The following is a 16,940-nucleotide window of genomic DNA, read 5'->3' on the forward strand; positions in this document are numbered from 1 at the left end:
GTTGTTCGATGCGCGAAGCCCAGGCCTCGTGCTACAGCCTTAGCTTAGCTCGAACTGTAGCTTCAGCAGGTTGGCATAGAGCCCGTTTTCGTTGTTGGCCAACTCGTCGTGGGTGCCTTGCTCTACAATGCGGCCGCCGTCGATAACCAAGATCTTGTCCACTTTGCGGATGGTGCTCAGGCGGTGGGCGATGATGATGCTGGTGCGGTTCTGCATCAACTCGTCCATGGCGCCCTGTACCAGTTTCTCGCTCTCACTGTCAAGGGAAGACGTGGCTTCGTCGAGGATGAGGATGGCAGGGTTTTTCAGGATGGCGCGGGCAATGGCCACGCGCTGACGCTGCCCACCCGAGAGCTTGATACCCCGCTCGCCAACCAGCGTGTCGAGCCCTTCCGGGAACGACTCGATAAACTGCCACGCGTTGGCTTTGCGCGCGGCCGTAATGATTTCTTCGTCGGTGGCGTCGGTTTTGCCGTAGGCAATGTTCTCCCGAATGCTGCCCCCGAACAAGATGGTTTCCTGCGGTACAATGCCGATGTGGCGGCGCAGTTCGGTGAGGTCGTACTGGCTAACCGGACGGCCATCAATCAGAATCTTCCCGTCGCTCAGCTCGTAGAATTGCATCAGCAACTGCACAATCGTGGACTTGCCGGCGCCGGATGGCCCGACCAGCGCAATCTTTTCGCCGGCTTGAATATCGAAGCTGATATCCTTGAGCACTGGCAAATCGGGGCGGGTGGGGTAGCGGAAGGCCACGTTGCGGTAGTCGATGTCGCCACGCACTTGCAGGGGGGCCAACCCCGCCACGCGGGGCTGGTGGGTTGGCTCGGAGGGCTCGTCCAGAATCTCAAGAATTCTTTCGGAGGCGCCCAAGGTGCTTTGCACTTTGCCGTATAGCTCGCCTAAGCCTCCCACGGAAGCGCCAATGAAGATGGTGTAGAGCGCAAACGAAGTTAGGTCGCCGATGGTCATTTGCCCGGCAGCCACCAACGAAGCCGCCCGCCACAGCACCAGAATGATACCGCCAAACAACCCAATAATTACAAACGAAACGAAGCCGCCGCGGTACAAATTGCTTTTCAGCGCCGCCTGTACCGTGCGGGTGAGGGAAGTTGTGTAGCGGTTGGTTTCGAATTTTTCGTTGGTAAAAGCCTTCACCGTGTTAATGCCTTGCAAGGTTTCTTCTACGATGACATTGGTTTTGGCTAGCTCATCCTGCGTGACTTTAGCCAGCACCCGAATCTTGCGCCCAAAAACCATGGCCAACACCACAATAGGTGGAAAAGTGAGCAGCATGAACAAGGAGAGTTTAACCGACACCATCATGATGAACACGATGCCGACTACCAAGGTCATAATTTGGCGAAACAGCTCGGCCAGCGTGAGGGAAAACGAGTCTTGGATCATCCCCACATCAGAAGTGATGCGCGAGGTGATGGCCCCAACGCGGTTTTTCTCGAAATAGGGAATCGGCAGGGTGACAAACTTCTGGTAGAGTGCCTGCCGAATGTCGCGCACGGTGAACTCACTGACTTGCGTGAAAAACCAGATGCGGCCAAACGAGAAAATCCCTTGTAACAGAATAACGCCGAACAGACCCAGCGCAATCTGATTGATGCTGATTGCGGTGCCATTGGGCAGCACAAAAGGCTTGCCGTTGGCGGAGTCCGTGAGCTTGCCAATAATCCAGGGGAAGGCCATAACGGTGGCGCTGGATAGGGCCAGCAGCACCATTCCCACAATAAACTTGGCGCGGTACGGTAGCACGTACCGAAAAATCCGCAGGCCCTGCCGAAAGCTCTCCTTCGTTAATTTCTTCTTGGGTGCGTCCTGGTCAAGAGTCGCACCGCTTGTATTCAATCCGCTTCGGGCCATTGTATAGAAGTTGGAAGCTAGATGCTAGAAAGTAAAAGGTACCAGGATTTATCCTGCCTCCTGGCTTCTAGCGTGTAGCTCCTGCATTTATTCATCTTTGTTGTTTGCCTGCTCCACTTTCAGAATCTGCCCATTGCCAAACGGCACGGGCAAGCTAATTTGTACCGGCACGGGCTGGCCTTTTCGGGTAGCTGGCTTGAAGGCCGGTAGTAAAGCCAGCACCCGCAGCGCCTCCGCGTCCTGGGCCGGCGACAACGACTGCGCCACCACCGGATTGGTCAGGCGGCCACTGGGTTCAATCGTGGCCGTTACCACTACGTTGCCGGTGGGGTTGCTGACGCCGGAAGTCTCCGGATACTTGATGTTCAACTGAAAAAACGCTCCTAATGCGTCTGCACCGCCCGGAAACTGCGGTGCCACATCGGGGCGGTTAGTTGCTGGCCGGGCCTGCGCCTGCATCCGCCCCGCCTTCAGCTCGGTCGGTTGGGAGGAAGACGCGGCGGACTGCTGCGCGCTGGCCGCCAAGACCGGACCCACAAGCAGAAGCAAAAGAAGGACACGTTTCATAGAAAATAAAGTAGCACACGCAGCCCCTGAAACCATAGAAAATAGTACACCACAAGCACAACAGATCCTGCACTATAACTGCTCTTGCAGACGCAAACCCTCACATCCACTCATCGAGGGATACAAGATACCAGCGAAAAACAAAGCAAATCCGCTGGATTTTCTGCGCTGCAAACAGTAAAGGTACGTACGCTTCTTCCTAAACAACCCTTACCCAACAGGGTTCATTTCTGTAATAAGTCGGGGGCGCGAAATTGCGAGCAAACCAACGAAGGTGAGCAAACCGTTGAGAATCAGAATTTCAAAGCCGAACTCGTAGCCCCACCAAGCTTTAGAGTTGGCGTTGATAAAGTACGTGAGCAAGGGCGCAACCACGCAAACCACCGGCACCAGGCGGTCGTGGAGGCCGCGGCCCATGAATAGCCCGAAGGCATAGAGCCCCAGTAACGGCCCATAGGTGTAGCCGGCAGCTTTAAACACGGCCGTAATAACGCTCTGGTCATTGATGGCCCGGAAAATCAGGATAATTACGATGAGCACTAGCGAGAAGCCGAAGTGGGTGAGCTGCCGCACCTGCCGCTGCTTGTTTTCCTCGTATTGCTTGATGTCGAGCATGTCCACGCAGAACGACGTGGTAAGGGCTGTTAGGGCCGAATCGGCGGAAGCGTACGTGACGGCAATGATGCCGAGGATGAACACCACCCCCGCGAAGAGCGTGAAATGGTTGGTGGCCAGCAGCGGAAATACGTTGTCGCCAATGATTTGGCCGGTGGCCGGGTTGGTAGGCAACGTAATGCCTTTGGCGGCGGCAAACTGGTAGAGCAATACCCCCAGCGAAAGGAAAAACACGTTCACAATGACGATGGCAATAGTGAACCAGAACATGTTTTTCTGCGCGTCGCCGAGGTTGCGGCAGCTTAAGTTTTTCTGCATTAAATCCTGGTCGAGGCCGGTCATGACGATGGTGATGAAGGCACCCGAGGCGAACTGCTTCCAGAAAAACTTGTCGTCTTTGACGTCGGAGAAGTAGATCTGCGACATGGCACTTTCGCGCACGGTTTTCACGAGGCCCGCAAAGCCAAGGTTCAACTCATCGGCCATCAGGTAGATGCTCACGGCCACGCACACCAGCATGGCCATGGTCTGGAAAGTATCGGTCCAGAGAATGGTTTTGAGGCCGCCGCGGAAGGTGTAGAGGTAAATCAGGAAGATGCTGACCGACACGGTGACGGCAAATGGCACGCCCAGGCCGTCAAAAACGGCAAATTGCAGCACGCCCGCCACCAGAAACAGCCGGAACGCAGCCCCCACGGCCCGGGAAATCAGAAAGAAAAACGCGCCCGTCTTGTAGCTCCAAAACCCAAAGCGCTGCTCTAGATAGGTGTAGATAGATACCAGTCGCAGCCGGTAGTACATCGGCATGAGGACCGTGCCAATCACCAGATAGCCCACCGTGTAGCCCAGCACCACTGCCATGTAGCTCCAACTCTGGGTGGCCACCATGCCCGGAATCGAAATAAAGGTGACCCCCGACAGCGAAGTGCCAATCATGGCAAAGGCCACCATGTACCAGGGCGCATTGCGGTTGGCAATGAAGAACGATTCGCTCGTGGCTTTGCGCGAGGTCAGAATCGAGATGATGATGAGAACAACAAAGTAGCCCGCAATCAGGCTCAGAATAAGGGTAGGAGACATAGCAGGCCGAGAAACAGGGAGGTAAAGATACAGCGGCGGCTGCAACTACACAGTAGCACCCAATACAGCCTCTATCTAGCCGCTAAACCCTGTTAGCAAGCACTGTTTTTGAACTATACCTATTTATAGCGGCAGGTATAAGCAGGCATGCGGAGGCTGGCGCCGCGGAAGTATAACCTGAAAAGCAGCAGATACTCAGGTAGTAAAATTATGTCCGGTATCGTTTTCGAAAACGATACCGGTCTTTTGATTTTGCCAATATGGTGGTAGGCGAGCCTAACCCCAGTACATAAAGGGCGACTCAGCGGGTATATTCCAAAAGAGCCGTCTTACTGACGCCCCCAAGCTGTTGAGAGATAGGGCCCGCAACGTGTAGAAAACAACACATTCTTATGAAAATGCTCCGTGCCCGACTATCACTAGCTAGTGACCTGTGTTTGTCAGGCATATCGGTTTTCCTGTACCTACTAGGCCGGCCTATGCCAATACTCCACTGATTGCCTTGCTCAACTCACGTCACCTAAAACCTACCACTTCTATGAAAGCACTTCTTCCCCACACTAAATCACTGCTACTTTGCCTGTTGCTGGTGCTGCGCTTTGCCGCACAAGCCCAAGGGCCGTATCCTGCCTTCCCGCCGGCTACCGTCACTAACAACCAGGACCGCAACCAAATGGTGTGGCAGCTTGGCATCACGTTCCCGACGTTGCCGCCCAAGATGCAAGACCCCAACCGGACGCCCGGCGCCTACCCCACCGATCCGGCCAACCCGGAAGGAAACTGGCAAACCTCGCAAGGCTATTTTGTGTCTCGGTCGGATTTTGGGCTCTGGACCAATTACGACGACAAGCCGAGCGGCTTTTGGCCGGGGCCCGAAGCCTGGCGGGTGTGGGACTACCCAGCCATTGATTTGCTGCGCATGAAGAGCGGCCGGGCCATTACGACTTCCGACCAGTGGTGGACGCTGCGCCGGCCCGAGATTGTGAAAGACGTGAAAGAGCAGCTCTACGGCGTTATGCCGGCCGACAGCGTGTTGCCGAGCGTTACGTTTTCCACCGTGACGACCACAGGCGGCACTGGTACCGGCGCCTACACCCAAAAAGCTATAACCGGGATTATCGACATTTCTCGCTACCCCCAAGTGCGCAACCGACCCCAGATTACGGCTACCCTGCGCGTGCCAACCAATGCCGTAGGGAAAGTGCCCGTTATTATCGTGTTCAATCCAGGCTTTGGGGGCCTGCCTGCTCTTCTTGACACGTACTGGAACTACGTTCGGCCCGTTGGGTGGGGCATCTGTATCTATAGCAATGCAGCCTTGCAGCCGGATTTCAACGGGGGCGCGGGGCTTAGCAGCTACCTGATTGGCCTGGTAAACAAAGGCAACTGGCGCAAACCCACTGACTGGGGTAGCTTGGTAGCCTGGAGCTGGGGGGTAAGCCGCCTGATCGACTACTTTGAAACCGACCCGAGCGTTGATGCCACTAAAGTTGGGTTGACGGGTCATTCCCGTTACGGCAAAGCCACTTTAGTTGCCATGGCGTACGAGCCCCGGCTGGCCATCGGCTACCCGAGCTGCGCGGGTAGCTTAGGCACCAAAATGAACCGCCGCCACTGGGGGCAGGATGTCGAGAATTCGGGCTGGGACCAGGAGTATCACTGGATGGCCGGGGCTTTCTTCCGCTGGATGGGTCCCAAAACGCCGGGTACGTATCTGCCCCGCAAACTCGAAGACCTGCCGGTGGATGCCCACTCGCTGCTGGCTCTTTGCGCCCCGCGGCCCATGTTTATGAACGCTGGCACGCAGGATACCTGGCCCGATCCGTACGGCATCTACCTGACGGGCGTCGGGGCGTCGCCGGTCTACCAATTGCTGGGCCGCCAAGGCTTGATAATGAATGACCCAAAGCCGGTGATTGACCAAGCCTACATCATTGGCGACATCGGGTACCGCTTCCACAATGGCGGCCACACCGACGCCCCCGATTGGCCAGCTTTCCTCACGTTTGCCACACGCTACCTGGGTACGGTAACCATTCTGGGCACCAAGTCAAAAAACGCCGCGCAATACGTTAAGGTGTATCCCAACCCGACCCAAGACAATGTGACGGTGGAATTGGGAGCGAATGCCTTCCACATCAAAAACATCGAAGTGCTTGATATAACTGGTCGGCGGACCCTGCAAATCCCCGTTACCAAAGCCGCTTCCACCATAACGCTCGGCAGCAAGCTGAAGCCCGGCGTGTACGTGCTCAAGTTTCAGGGCGACGAAGTGCTAACCCAGCGGCTGGTAGTTGAATAGAGTAGTTGAATAACAGCAGAGAGAAAGTTTGGCTAGTTGAGGGTCGCGCTTACTATATGGGCCTCTCAGCTAGTCAAACTTTATTCCGCGCCCAGCGTGCGGGTGCCGGCGTAGTAGTACAGCTCCGCCAACGACTTCTCGTAGCTGGCGCGCATACTTTCCTGTTTCAGCCGCAAGTCGATGAGCTTGGTTTCGCGGGCGTTGATGAGGAAGATGGTGCTTTCGCCCAACTCGAACTTCTGCAATTCGGCTTGCAGCAGAATGCGCTGATTGGCAATGGTTTGGGCCTGCACCTGTAGCTGCCGCTCGTAGGCTTTGAGGGTGTTGTACACCGCATTTACCTGGTTGACGATGGTGCGGCGGCTTTGCTGCTGCTCCAGGGTGGCGTCCTGCACCTTGAGGCGGGTTTGCAGGAGCTTGCCACGCTCCTGCCGCAAAAACAGCGGCAGCGCAAAATCAACGCCCAGTTTGTAGTTGTCGCGCCCGAAATTATAATAAGTAGGCATCTCGGAGCGGTAGAAGTCGCCGCGGCTGAGCAGGGTGCCGCTCACGTTCAGCTTGGGCTTAAGCAGTTCCCGGCGGTAGCGTTCCTCCACGCCCAGCTGCCGGATTTTGGCGTCGAGCTTGATAAGCGTGGGGTGCCGGTCGGCGGCCAGCTCCCGCAACTGCTCGAATCGAACGGAGTCCACCCGCGTGAGGGATGGCACCTGGGGCACGGCGTAGCGGGGCAGCTCCACGGGCTGCCCGTCGCGGTTCCAGAGGTGGTTGGACAGCAACAGTCGGGCGTTTTGCACCTCCACTTGTAGCTGCTCGGCCTGCACCTGCCGGTCCTGCACGGTTATCTGGGCTTCCACCGAGTCGACGGGGGCTTGGTCGCCGAGTAAGGCGCGAAGACTGATGCCCCGAAACCGAGTTTCAGCTAAATTCACGCCTTCCTGAATGAGCAGAGTTTGCTGGTAGGAATAGTACCAGTTCCAGTAGTCCTTGGCGGCTTGCAGCCACACTTCGTTGATTTGCTTTACCCGGTCGGCTTCGGCCGCCGCAACCATGATGCGGGCCTGACGCAGGGTGCTGCGGCGGGCATCAATCAGCAGCCCCTGGCCCAATGGCACCGACAGGCCCACGCCCGCCAGCCCGTCGAGTGGGGTGCGGTACTCGGGGTTGACGTAGGTGCCCACCATTCGGTCGTAGCTGGCTTTCAGGTCGATGCCGCCCGGCCAGATCGGGACTTTCAGCTCGTTCCCCCAGTTGTTGTAGTACTCGGTGCCGCCGAACAGTTTCCGGTCGAAGCCCGCGCCCAGTTTGGGGTCGAAGCCGCCGCGGGCCTGCTGCACCTGCGCCTGCGCATCGGCGCTGAGCAGGGCGGCCTGCTTCACTACCGGGTGGTTGGCAAACACCAAATCGGCCAGGTCCTGCAACGAAAACACGCGGGCCGTATCCGTCGGCAACCGGTCGGCGGCCAGCTGGCGGGTTTGCAGCGGGGCGGGCTCCAAACCGGGCTTTCGGGCAGGCAGGCGCGGGTCCTGGGCCTGGGTGCTGCCTGCCACCAACAGCAAAAGCACCGCAAGCAAGTGCCGCCCGCGGGTGCCACAACCCACAAGTTCAGTGATAGTCGGCATCCTCATAGTGCTACTTTTTTTCCGCTTCTGCTTTTATTGGAGCCTCGTTGGGCGCGGCTTGCAAGCTGGGCGGGAAACCGTTGAGCTGCCGCCAGATTTCGTACCACACCGGCACCGAATCCAAGATAACCCAGCCGTACACGCCCGAGCCCAACCGTAGCTGCGCCGGCCACGGGTGGTCTCGCTCGTGGTGCTGGTCGGGGCGTACCAGCAGGCGGTACTTGCCGTTGGTGGTGCTCACCACGTCAATCACCGCTACGGTGCCGCCAAACGTGCCCACGGCCACCGAGGGCCAACCCGAAAACTGCACTGCCGGCCAGCCGTCAAACTGGATGCGCACGGGGCGGCCCCGCTGAATCAGCGGTACATCCATGGCCCGCACGTACATTTCGGCGGCCAGCACGGGCGCATCGGGTTGCAGTGTGGCAATAGATTCGCCTTCCTTGATGGTTTCGCCGATGCCGGCCTTGAGCGTGCGCACCACAAAGCCCGACTGCGGGGCCCGCACCACGTACAAGCCGCGCCGCACTTCTACGTTGCTGATTTTGTTGCGCAGCGCCGCTACTTCACCCTCCGAGCTGGCCTGGCTCGACACGGCCGAGCTGCGGTCCGACAAGGTTTTGGCCAGGTCCTGCTCGTACTTGGCCCGCAGGTTGGCCAGCTCGATTTGCGCGTTGGCCAACGACTGTTGGGAGTTCAGCAGCTTGTTGCGCTGGGCTACTACTTTCGCCAAGTCCTCCTGAAGTTTCAGCCGCCGCGTTTCAATGTCGGTGAGGGAGAACAGGCCGTTTTTGTAGCCTTCCTCGTAGCGGGCCAGCCGGTTTTTGGCAATCTGGTAGAAGTTGGTGACGGCCACCAAATCGGCGCTATCGATGGAAACGGTATTGCGGGCCTGAGTAACACGGTTGCCGGCGGCTTCCAGCTGCACGGTCAGGGTGCGGCGCAGGGCCGTCAGCTGCTGGTCGGTAGCCTGGATTTTGGCTACGTTGGCGTTTACGTTGCCGCGCTTGGCTGCCAGCTGTTCACGCAGGCGCTCGGGCAAGTTGGGGTCGAAGTACTCGTCCTTGATTTCGGAAATGGTGAGCAGCGTGTCGCCCTTCTTCACCAACTGGCCTTCGCGCACGTTCCAGTGCTCGATACGGCCCGCAATGGCGTTCTGCACGGTTTGGGGCCGGTCTTGGGGGCTGAGCGTGGTAAGTGCGCCGGTGCCTTCGATGGTCTGGCGCCACGGCAGAAACAGAATAATAATGAACACCGCCCCAACAACCATAAACACCCGGCCTAAGCGTTTTCCGCCCTTAGGGTCGAGTAGCTCCGCTTGGGAGCGGTGCAACTCCTGGTCCCAGACGGCGTTGTCCACCGTTTGATTTGACAGATTAAGCATGAGTTACAGCGGTTTCTTTGTCGTCGAGAGGTAAATCCGTTACTACGGCCAGTTTTTCCACGCCGGTCAGCATGTCGAAGATGGTACCCACGCCCATCACCAGCTTCTCAATGGAGCTGCTGATTTGCACGATGAGCACCTCGGCCGCCACAAACTGCCCCAGCGTCATCTGCCGCGACACCACAAACAGCGTACCGGCTATCAGCAGCCCGCCCGTTAGCAAAGTGCGCAGCACCACCGACCAGCGGAAATACCCCTTTAATACTTTGAAATGGTCGTTGCGGGCGTGCAGGTACTTGGCCGTTAGCTCGTCGGTGCGTTGCAGGGCAAGCTTCTGCGCGGCAGGGTCGTCGCGGAACTCCGGCAGCGCCCCGGCTACCTGCTCCAGCCAATCTACGGTCTTGTACTTCTCACTTGACTCTTCCAGGCTGGTCCGCATGGCCCGGCGGTAGTTCAGCATGTAAATCAGCACCAATAGCAGCAGCGTGAGCAAGCCAAACCCAATGAAAACCGGGTGGTAGAACGACAGCACAATGATGCCGAACAGAATCTGGACGCCGGCAAACATCAAGTCAATGAGAACTTTGCTCAAGCTTTTCTGCACCGTCAAAACGTCGAAAAAGCGGTTGACCAGCTCGGGTGGGTTTTCGCCTTCCAGCATTTCCGGCTTGATGCGGGGCAGCCGGTACGCAAACTCAATGGCGGCCTTGGTGTACAAGCGCTGCTCAATGGCTTCCACCATCGTCATCTGCCCGATGAGCAGAAAACCGCCCAGCATCACGCCCAGCACCACCACCCCAATCAGGATGTAAGTGGAGTTGAACACCGCCCCCGTGGAAAGCAGGTTGAATACTGCTTGGGTACCCAGCGGTAATGTCAAGCCAATCAGGCCGATAGCTATGGCGTAGAAGAGAATGTAACGGATGGAACGGCGTTCCGGTTCGAGCATGCGCGTAAGGCGCTGCCAGGGAGTAGGCGGTGGTAAAACTAAATTTTTGGAGGCCATAATAGATGCGAAAGGGACAAGTGCTAAAGGCCCCGAAACCCGTCAGGCTAACGTGAGCCATCGGCGGGCGAAAATACACCCTGTACGGCTTACTTAGCGAATAGGGAACATCTAGCAAGCTTGCCCTCTGTCAATTCGTACTTAACGCAACTAGAATGATTAAAAATAAAAAATGTTTACAAAATTTATGATTAAAATAATATTAAAAGGAATTTATGACCAAATTAATTGTATTTAATATAGCTGGTTTACTTAATTTATGTTGGTTTCAGCCCGTTATTATTGGAACGGGAAGTCCGGATACTGCTCAGCAACAGTTGGTAACTAGCATCGGTGGAGTAGTGGCTTGTCGTTGAAAGTGAGTTTATAGAATCAGCTACAGACGGCGCTTCCCCAAGATAATTTCTATTCCCACTCCTGCCAGCGCATCACTTCGCCCACGGCGGGCGTGTGCAGCTCGCCGCGCAGCATGCCGCCATGCGCCACCGTCTTGATTTCGCGCAACGGCTCGGAAGCGGGCTCATCGGAAAGGTCGAAGGTGCCGTAGTGCATGGGCACCACGTGGCCGGCTCGCAGTTGGTTAACCGCTTTGGCGGCTTCGTGCGGGTTTACGTGACTTAGTTGCATCATGTAGGGCGGCTTGTAGGCGCCAATCGGCATCAGCACAATATCGAGCGGGCCAAACTGCTTCTCGATGTCCTCGAAATGGTCGGCCAGGGAAGTATCGGCCGCGAAGTAGATGGTACGGAAGTCGGGCGTGCGAATCAGGAAACTGCCCCACAGCACGCGGTTCAGGTCGTTGAGGCCGCGCCGGTGCCAGTGCGAGGCAGGCAGGTAGAATAGCTCGAATGGGGCGGTGGGCCCCAAGTCGTACTGTTGCCACCACCCGGCCTCCTGCACCTGTAGCCCACGCGCCATACCGCGCAGCAGCGGCGTCATCCGCAGCGAAGTCAGGACCTGCATAGCTGGGTTCTGGCCAGCCAGCAACTTGATGGACTCAGCGTCGAGATGGTCGCGGTGCCCGTGACTGAGCAGCAGGTAGTTAATGCCGGTAAGGTCTTCGTGGCGGCAGGGGAGGGCATGGCGGCGGCGCAAGCCAAATGACGAAAACAATACGGGGTCGGTGAGCAGCGTGACGCCGCCTACGCGGAGCACAAAGCTGGCGTGCCCCAGCCATACCAGCCCGTCGTCGGTGCTCTTCAGAAAAGCGGTGCAGTCCTTCACGTCGGGTACCCAAGTGTCAACTTTTTTTTCTTCTTTCTGCGGGTTCTTGGTGGTTTGCCAGCGTAGCACCGTGCTGAAGCTAGGCTCATACAGCTCTTCTCCGTTGCAGAATTGGGCGCCAATCATCTTGTTGCCTAAGTAATTAGGTCGAATCGTTTTCAGCTTTTCGTTGCGGACGTACGTGGGGCGGGCAGCCATGCGGGCAGATAAGAATGAAGGGAGCCAAAGAAACAACAAAGCCCCGGAAGATTCCCGAGGCTTTGCGTGGATTTGTGAGCAAGAAGTTTGAAGGCAGGAAGAACCAAGCCTATCGGGAGGTCTTCAGGCTATGTGCAACAATTTCAACGAATAGGTGGCGCCTACCACATTCCGCCGCCGGTCAGACCAGGCGAATAGCCCGGATAGGTGCTGGATTGTCCGTTACTGGTCCGAATGCCGCCGGATATGGTCAGGTTCTCGGTAATCATGTAATCGGCGCGCAAACTCACGCCCGAGCCCATGTTTCCGCCGAAACCGGCATACGGATTCACCACCATACCTCTGGGTACGGAACCCGACAAATCTTTCCACGCCGTACCCGTGAGGGCCAGCCGCGGCGATACGGCGTATTGCGCGCCAGCCTGTACGATGTATTGGTTGGTGCCGCTCCAAGCTCGGGGCGCCCCGTCGCCACCGGAGTAGGTGGTTATGCCCGGGTTGAGGCGCATGTAGGTTAAGCCCGTGAACACCGTAAGCCGGTTGCTAAGCTTGTAACCCAACTCGGGGCTAACGTACGAAGCTGACCCGTATCGGCCCGCCGTCATAAACCCAGCATTGACGCGGAAGCTTTGGCGCGAACCAAATATACCAGGCAAGGTAGGCGAAGACGTAGCCAGCCCGACGTTGGCCATAGGCATGGTTTGGGCCGCTGCGGAGCCGACGAGCAGCAAACTCACAAGGAAAATAGAGAGACGTAGCATAAGACAGCGAGAAAGTCAGTCGATACAGATACCGGATGGATAAGATATCCAACGCAAAGGCTGCATTAGAGGTGCATTTTCTTGAAAGATAACACACGAGCCGTGCTTTTCCAGCTTTTCCCAAGCTAGCTGCTGCCTGGTGCCTGGAACGCAGGTGCGTTTCTATTTAGGGAGCGTTCCACTGGCCACCAAAAACGTTTCGGCGGCTTTGCGGTGCGTTTGTAGCTCGGCTAAGGCACTGGTATTGGCTGCTTCATAGCTAGCCAGCGCCGACTGCGTTTTTTGCCGCTCTTCGGTTAGCTGCTGCTGCGTTTCGGTTAGCTGTTGCTGCTTCGCTTGTAGTTGCTGGGCTAACTCTGCGATTTCCAACGTTAGTTGCTGCTCTTGGGCCGTCAGTTGCAGCAGGGTGCTCGGCGCGGCATTGGCAATTTTAATTTCGCCCATCTTTTCGCGGTGACGTTCGAGCACTTTGTTGCGGTCTGATTCCAGCGCGTTTTCAAACTTAACTGCCGAAGCGAGCAAACCAGGTACAGTGGCCCCGGTTACGGCAGCAAAAGCATTGAAAGCTGTCTGGTAGAGCAGTGAGCCCGACATGCCCGCGGCGGCCATACTTTTCACCATCTTCATGTACGCCCCAAAATCCTTGCCGTCGCCGGCCAGCAACCCCGCAATGTGGTCTAAGTGGCGCTGTTCGGGTTGCGTTGCAGAAGCGTTAGCGGTTGACGCTGCGCTCAACTGCGCGGAAGCGAAAGGAGGGATGCTGGCCAGCGGCTGCGCCTGGCTGGTGGAGACAGGAGTTGCAGGGGTGTCGTCGCCTTCCACGAAAAAGTCTTTGGCGGCTTTGGCTATATCATCGAAGATAGGCATGGCAAGCAGGTAGTAAAAGGAGGTTGCTGTCTGGTTTGAAACACTGTATCGCTTATTGACAGGATTCATTACAACAATCAGCCTCGATTTCCACTACCAAGTGCGCGTGAAGTGAAAACAGTCGAATATAATCTAGTCGGCAACAGCTCCCATCAGGCTGCCTGCCCCGACTCTTCGGTTGCGGAAGAAGGCGGTGGTTTACGGTTCCAAGCCAGTGCGGCCACCAGTGCCAGGCACAACGCAAACCACGCCCACGGCAGCCGCAAATCCAGCACCGAGAGTAGCCCGCAAACCAGCGTGGAGCCGAAGCTGGCCAGCCCCTGGAACGCCTGGTTCAACCCGAATATCTCGCCCCGGTCTGCGTCCGTGGTGCGCCGGGCCAGCAGCCCTTCCAGCAAGCCCTGAATCAAGGAAAGCGTGAGGCAATCCAGCACAACCAACACCACAAAGGCCTCCCGAGAAGCTCCCGTTAGCCCGTAGCCCACCAGCACCGGCGTGCCGAGCGCGGCCAACCACACAATGGCGCGGCGCTGGTTGATGCGGTCGGCGAGGTAGGTGTAGAATCCGTAGTTCAACACGATGCTCAAGGCCCCAAAAAACATGAAGAAGTAGGAGATGGTGCGGGCATCCATCCGTAGCTCGCCTAAGCTCATGTAAGGAACGAAGTACACGTAGTAGCCGGTGCTGAGTGTAAGGGCCACTTGGGTGAGCACAATCCGGCGGACGCCGGGGTTGCTGGCATCTTTCACTTGCAGCCTGGTCCAGAGGGTGAGCGGATTGATCGAACGAGCCAACTCAGTTCGAAGCTCACTGCCGCGCACACCATTGCGCTGCTGATGCGTTTCGCGTAGCAACAAGCTCAATCCAATGTTGAGCGCCGCCAGCGTTACGGCCAGTCGTACCACATAGGTGGCCTGCTGCGCGGGCGGCACCTGCAAAGCAGTAAGCAGCACTCCGGCCGCCATAGGCCCCAATACAAAGCCCAGCGAGATGATAGCGCCCTCCAAGCCGAGGTTCTTGAACAACCGCTCGGGCGGCGAAATGTCGGTGATGGCCGAGCGCACCGTGGCGTACATGCCATTGGTAAGGCCGTCGGAGGCGCGATTCGCGAAATACAGGCCCGCCCGCACCGGCAGCAGCAGCACATTGGCCAGGAGCGTGCCCACCGCCGACACAATGAAAATGGGCCGCCGTCCGTATCCGTCGCTCAAACGCCCGAGCAGTGGCGCCGAAAACAGCTGCACGCCCAGGAATATGCCCATCCCGACCAGCAGCCACAGTTGCGGCTCGGGCAATCCGCGCACAAATTCTGGCATCACTGGCCCAATAGCCGCCCCCGCAATGATGTCAATCAGGATAATGGCGTACAGCAGCCACAGGCGCTGGTCGAGGGGTGGGGAGGGCATGTTGTAAAATACAAGCGGTAACCTGTCATTCCGGCCGCAGGGAGGAAGCTGAAGTATTTCGTTGAACGATTTCAAGTTAGATTCTTCCCTGCGGTCGGAACAACAATTCTACTTGGCTTTGCCGTTCAGCCACGCTTTGCGGAAGGCAAGCTGCTGGCGAGTGGCGGTAGGCAGCGGTACAACCTCCAGCATCGGGTCTTCTTGTAGCGTGACCTGCACGGTGCGCACCCCGTCGCGGGCGCGCACTTCCAGCGGTACCACATCACCGGGCTTGTGCTTGGCCAGAAGCTGTTGCAGCACCTTCGCCCGCTTCAGCGGTTGGCCATCGAATTTGAGTAGCACGTCCTCCCGGTCGATGCCCGCGACGTAGAGCGGGCTGCCCACAATGGATGTAGCGGGCAGTACCGCGCCGCTGCTGTCGGGCAGGAACTGGAGGCGCGTGAGGCCAAAGCTGGCTTGGCCGGCCTTGGCCTTGCGGAGCTGTAAACCAGCCGGCGTGAGCAACTGCTCGAACTTGGGCAACTCATGCCCATAAATATGCTCCCGGAAAAAGCGCCCGGCAAAGGCGGTGTCTTTGCTGACTTCGCCGAGCACCCGCTGCAAATCGGGGATGGTATAAGGGCGCTCAGGCGCGTAGTTGCGCTGCGGTTTGCCGTGCTGCTGCCACACGGCGCGCATGAAGGCGTCGAGGGTGGTTTTGTGGTTTTCACGCAGCTCCAAATCCAGCGCCAAGGCATTGGCCCCGCCGATGTAGTAGTAGCTGAGGTAGGTGTTCGCGCGGTTGTTGGGGTCAATGGCGGCGGCGGCATCCACGAAAGGGGCTTGCTGGCTCATCTGCACCGGCGAGTACAGGGCCGCCCCCGGCGAAAGCAGAATGGAATTGACGAGGCCATTCAGGGCTTCCGCGCAGTATTGTTGGTCGGTGTAGACGCCAGCGCGGCGCAGCAGCAACTCGCCGTAATACTGCGTGAAGCCCTCTGCAAACCATAAGTTGCTACTCATGTTGGCCCGCTCGAAATCGAAGGGCTCCAGGTCTTTGGGACGGATACGCTCCACGTTCCAGCTGTGGAAAAACTCGTGCGACACCGTGCCGAGGTTGTCGAGGGCGCCGGGACCACGCAGGGGGCGGTTGCTGGTGAGGGACGTGGAGTTGCGGTGCTCCATTCCGTCGCCGCTGGTCTGGGGCAGGTAGTTGGCAACGAAGGTGTAGCGCCCGAAATCGTACTCCGGCAACTCCCCAAAAACAGCGGCAGCTTCTTTTACCACCTTTTTGGCTTGAGCCACGTAGCTGTCCAGCTCGGCATCGGTGCCTTCGTGCAGTACCTGCATTTCAATGGTGCGGCCTTGTTCCTGCCAGGTGCGCGTTTTCTGCGGTCCTAGCGAAGTCGGCGAATCCATGAGGTATTGCAGGTTAGGCGCGTACCAGGTGCCTTTAGCTGCATCGGGCCGCAGTTGCGAAGCCACTTGCCAGCCCGTGGGCAAATCAAACTTCACTTCGGCCGGGCGCTGCTCCAGGCCGCGGGCGAATGCCAAGGTGGCCGGAATATTGAGGTGGGCATGCCGAATATCAATACCGGCGTAGGTGCCATCGGTCCGGTCGCCGAACAGCGTGTAGCTGAACGTGACGGTGCCATCGTGGCCGGCTACGTCCCAGCCGTACGGGTCGGGCTGGCTGATGTTCAGGGTTTTGCCTTTCGAGTCAGTGGCTTTCACATCGTACACGTTCTTGGCGAATTCGTGCAGCGCATAGCGCCCCGGCGACGAGCGGGCCATGCGCACCTGCAAAGGGCCCGTTGGCAACTGTGCAAACGTGGCGCTGATGCGGGCCTCGTGGTGTACGGCATTAGGAAAAGCAACCGTGTACGCAACGGGCGCCTGCGCGGCCACGGGTTCACAAAAAGCCAGCGGCAGCGCCAGCAAAAAAGCAGCAGCAGTTTTCCGAATCATCAAAAGAAGAGAGAAAAGAAAGCGAAGGACGCGCTAAAGGTAGCCGACGTTGCCGATACCCAATAGCGTAACAACGGGGAACAGCTTTC

At 57.7% G+C, this 16,940-nt stretch carries 12 protein-coding genes; 1 reads left to right on the forward strand and 11 read right to left on the reverse strand.

Annotated features, from left to right (window positions below; genetic code table 11):
• Window positions 1–39 precede the first annotated feature (39 nt).
• The 3 genes from ACFE7X_RS05975 to ACFE7X_RS05985 all read right to left on the reverse strand — a co-directional run bounded on the left by ACFE7X_RS05975 (window position 40) and on the right by ACFE7X_RS05985 (window position 4,137).
• Window positions 40–1,875 (reverse strand): ABC transporter ATP-binding protein, encoded by a 1,836-nt coding sequence (locus ACFE7X_RS05975; protein WP_375434756.1) that lies wholly within the window; start codon window positions 1,873–1,875, stop codon window positions 40–42.
• A gap of 87 nt (window positions 1,876–1,962) precedes the next feature.
• A complete protein-coding gene (locus ACFE7X_RS05980) occupies window positions 1,963–2,442 on the reverse strand; it encodes a TonB family protein (RefSeq protein WP_375434757.1) in 480 nt (159 codons plus the stop codon).
• 210 nt (window positions 2,443–2,652) lie between these two features.
• Complete coding sequence (locus ACFE7X_RS05985) at window positions 2,653–4,137, reverse strand: sodium:solute symporter (RefSeq protein WP_375434758.1); 1,485 nt, start codon at window positions 4,135–4,137, stop codon at window positions 2,653–2,655.
• Window positions 4,138–4,675: 538 nt separating this feature from the next.
• On the opposite strand from ACFE7X_RS05985, the gene ACFE7X_RS05990 reads away from it, so the two are divergent.
• Window positions 4,676–6,439, forward strand: coding sequence for a T9SS type A sorting domain-containing protein (locus ACFE7X_RS05990; protein WP_375434759.1), 1,764 nt, complete (start codon window positions 4,676–4,678; stop codon window positions 6,437–6,439).
• 80 nt (window positions 6,440–6,519) lie between these two features.
• Here ACFE7X_RS05990 and ACFE7X_RS05995 read toward each other — a convergent pair whose 3' ends face one another.
• The 8 genes from ACFE7X_RS05995 to ACFE7X_RS06030 all read right to left on the reverse strand — a co-directional run bounded on the left by ACFE7X_RS05995 (window position 6,520) and on the right by ACFE7X_RS06030 (window position 16,851).
• Window positions 6,520–8,058, reverse strand: coding sequence for a TolC family protein (locus ACFE7X_RS05995; RefSeq protein WP_375434760.1), 1,539 nt, complete (start codon window positions 8,056–8,058; stop codon window positions 6,520–6,522).
• 10 nt (window positions 8,059–8,068) lie between these two features.
• Window positions 8,069–9,442, reverse strand: a complete 1,374-nt coding sequence (locus tag ACFE7X_RS06000) for an HlyD family secretion protein (RefSeq protein WP_375434761.1) — start codon at window positions 9,440–9,442, stop codon at window positions 8,069–8,071.
• The gene (locus ACFE7X_RS06005; RefSeq protein WP_375434762.1) at window positions 9,435–10,448 is read right to left on the reverse strand and encodes an ABC transporter transmembrane domain-containing protein; all 1,014 of its coding nucleotides are present in this window, start codon (window positions 10,446–10,448) and stop codon (window positions 9,435–9,437) included. The genes ACFE7X_RS06000 and ACFE7X_RS06005 overlap by 8 nt, the downstream gene beginning before the upstream one ends.
• Before the next feature lie 405 nt (window positions 10,449–10,853).
• Window positions 10,854–11,870 (reverse strand): MBL fold metallo-hydrolase, encoded by a 1,017-nt coding sequence (locus ACFE7X_RS06010; protein ID WP_375434763.1) that lies wholly within the window; start codon window positions 11,868–11,870, stop codon window positions 10,854–10,856.
• 161 nt (window positions 11,871–12,031) lie between these two features.
• Complete coding sequence (locus ACFE7X_RS06015; protein ID WP_375434764.1) at window positions 12,032–12,631, reverse strand: hypothetical protein; 600 nt, start codon at window positions 12,629–12,631, stop codon at window positions 12,032–12,034.
• Window positions 12,632–12,793: 162 nt separating this feature from the next.
• Window positions 12,794–13,498: a hypothetical protein gene (locus ACFE7X_RS06020; protein ID WP_375434765.1), complete on the reverse strand. Its 705-nt coding sequence runs from the start codon at window positions 13,496–13,498 to the stop codon at window positions 12,794–12,796.
• A gap of 152 nt (window positions 13,499–13,650) precedes the next feature.
• Window positions 13,651–14,904, reverse strand: coding sequence for an MFS transporter (locus ACFE7X_RS06025; RefSeq protein WP_375434766.1), 1,254 nt, complete (start codon window positions 14,902–14,904; stop codon window positions 13,651–13,653).
• Window positions 14,905–15,012: 108 nt separating this feature from the next.
• Window positions 15,013–16,851 (reverse strand): M61 family metallopeptidase, encoded by a 1,839-nt coding sequence (locus ACFE7X_RS06030; RefSeq protein WP_375434767.1) that lies wholly within the window; start codon window positions 16,849–16,851, stop codon window positions 15,013–15,015.
• Between the last annotated feature and the right edge of the window lie 89 nt (window positions 16,852–16,940).

Origin of the sequence: uncultured Hymenobacter sp. (assembly GCF_964242765.1) — a bacterium.
Lineage (GTDB): Bacteria > Bacteroidota > Bacteroidia > Cytophagales > Hymenobacteraceae > Hymenobacter.

Bases quoted from the DNA above. Each gene is read 5' to 3' on its own strand.
- ACFE7X_RS05975 (WP_375434756.1), bottom strand. From the start codon at position 1,875: ATGGCCCGAAGCGGATTGAATACAAGCGGTGCGACTCTTGACCAGGAC.
- ACFE7X_RS05980 (WP_375434757.1), bottom strand. From the start codon at position 2,442: ATGAAACGTGTCCTTCTTTTGCTTCTGCTTGTGGGTCCGGTCTTGGCG.
- ACFE7X_RS05985 (WP_375434758.1), bottom strand. From the start codon at position 4,137: ATGTCTCCTACCCTTATTCTGAGCCTGATTGCGGGCTACTTTGTTGTT.
- ACFE7X_RS05990 (WP_375434759.1), top strand. From the start codon at position 4,676: ATGAAAGCACTTCTTCCCCACACTAAATCACTGCTACTTTGCCTGTTG.
- ACFE7X_RS05995 (WP_375434760.1), bottom strand. From the start codon at position 8,058: ATGCCGACTATCACTGAACTTGTGGGTTGTGGCACCCGCGGGCGGCAC.
- ACFE7X_RS06000 (WP_375434761.1), bottom strand. From the start codon at position 9,442: ATGCTTAATCTGTCAAATCAAACGGTGGACAACGCCGTCTGGGACCAG.
- ACFE7X_RS06005 (WP_375434762.1), bottom strand. From the start codon at position 10,448: ATGGCCTCCAAAAATTTAGTTTTACCACCGCCTACTCCCTGGCAGCGC.
- ACFE7X_RS06010 (WP_375434763.1), bottom strand. From the start codon at position 11,870: ATGGCTGCCCGCCCCACGTACGTCCGCAACGAAAAGCTGAAAACGATT.
- ACFE7X_RS06015 (WP_375434764.1), bottom strand. From the start codon at position 12,631: ATGCTACGTCTCTCTATTTTCCTTGTGAGTTTGCTGCTCGTCGGCTCC.
- ACFE7X_RS06020 (WP_375434765.1), bottom strand. From the start codon at position 13,498: ATGCCTATCTTCGATGATATAGCCAAAGCCGCCAAAGACTTTTTCGTG.
- ACFE7X_RS06025 (WP_375434766.1), bottom strand. From the start codon at position 14,904: ATGCCCTCCCCACCCCTCGACCAGCGCCTGTGGCTGCTGTACGCCATT.
- ACFE7X_RS06030 (WP_375434767.1), bottom strand. From the start codon at position 16,851: ATGATTCGGAAAACTGCTGCTGCTTTTTTGCTGGCGCTGCCGCTGGCT.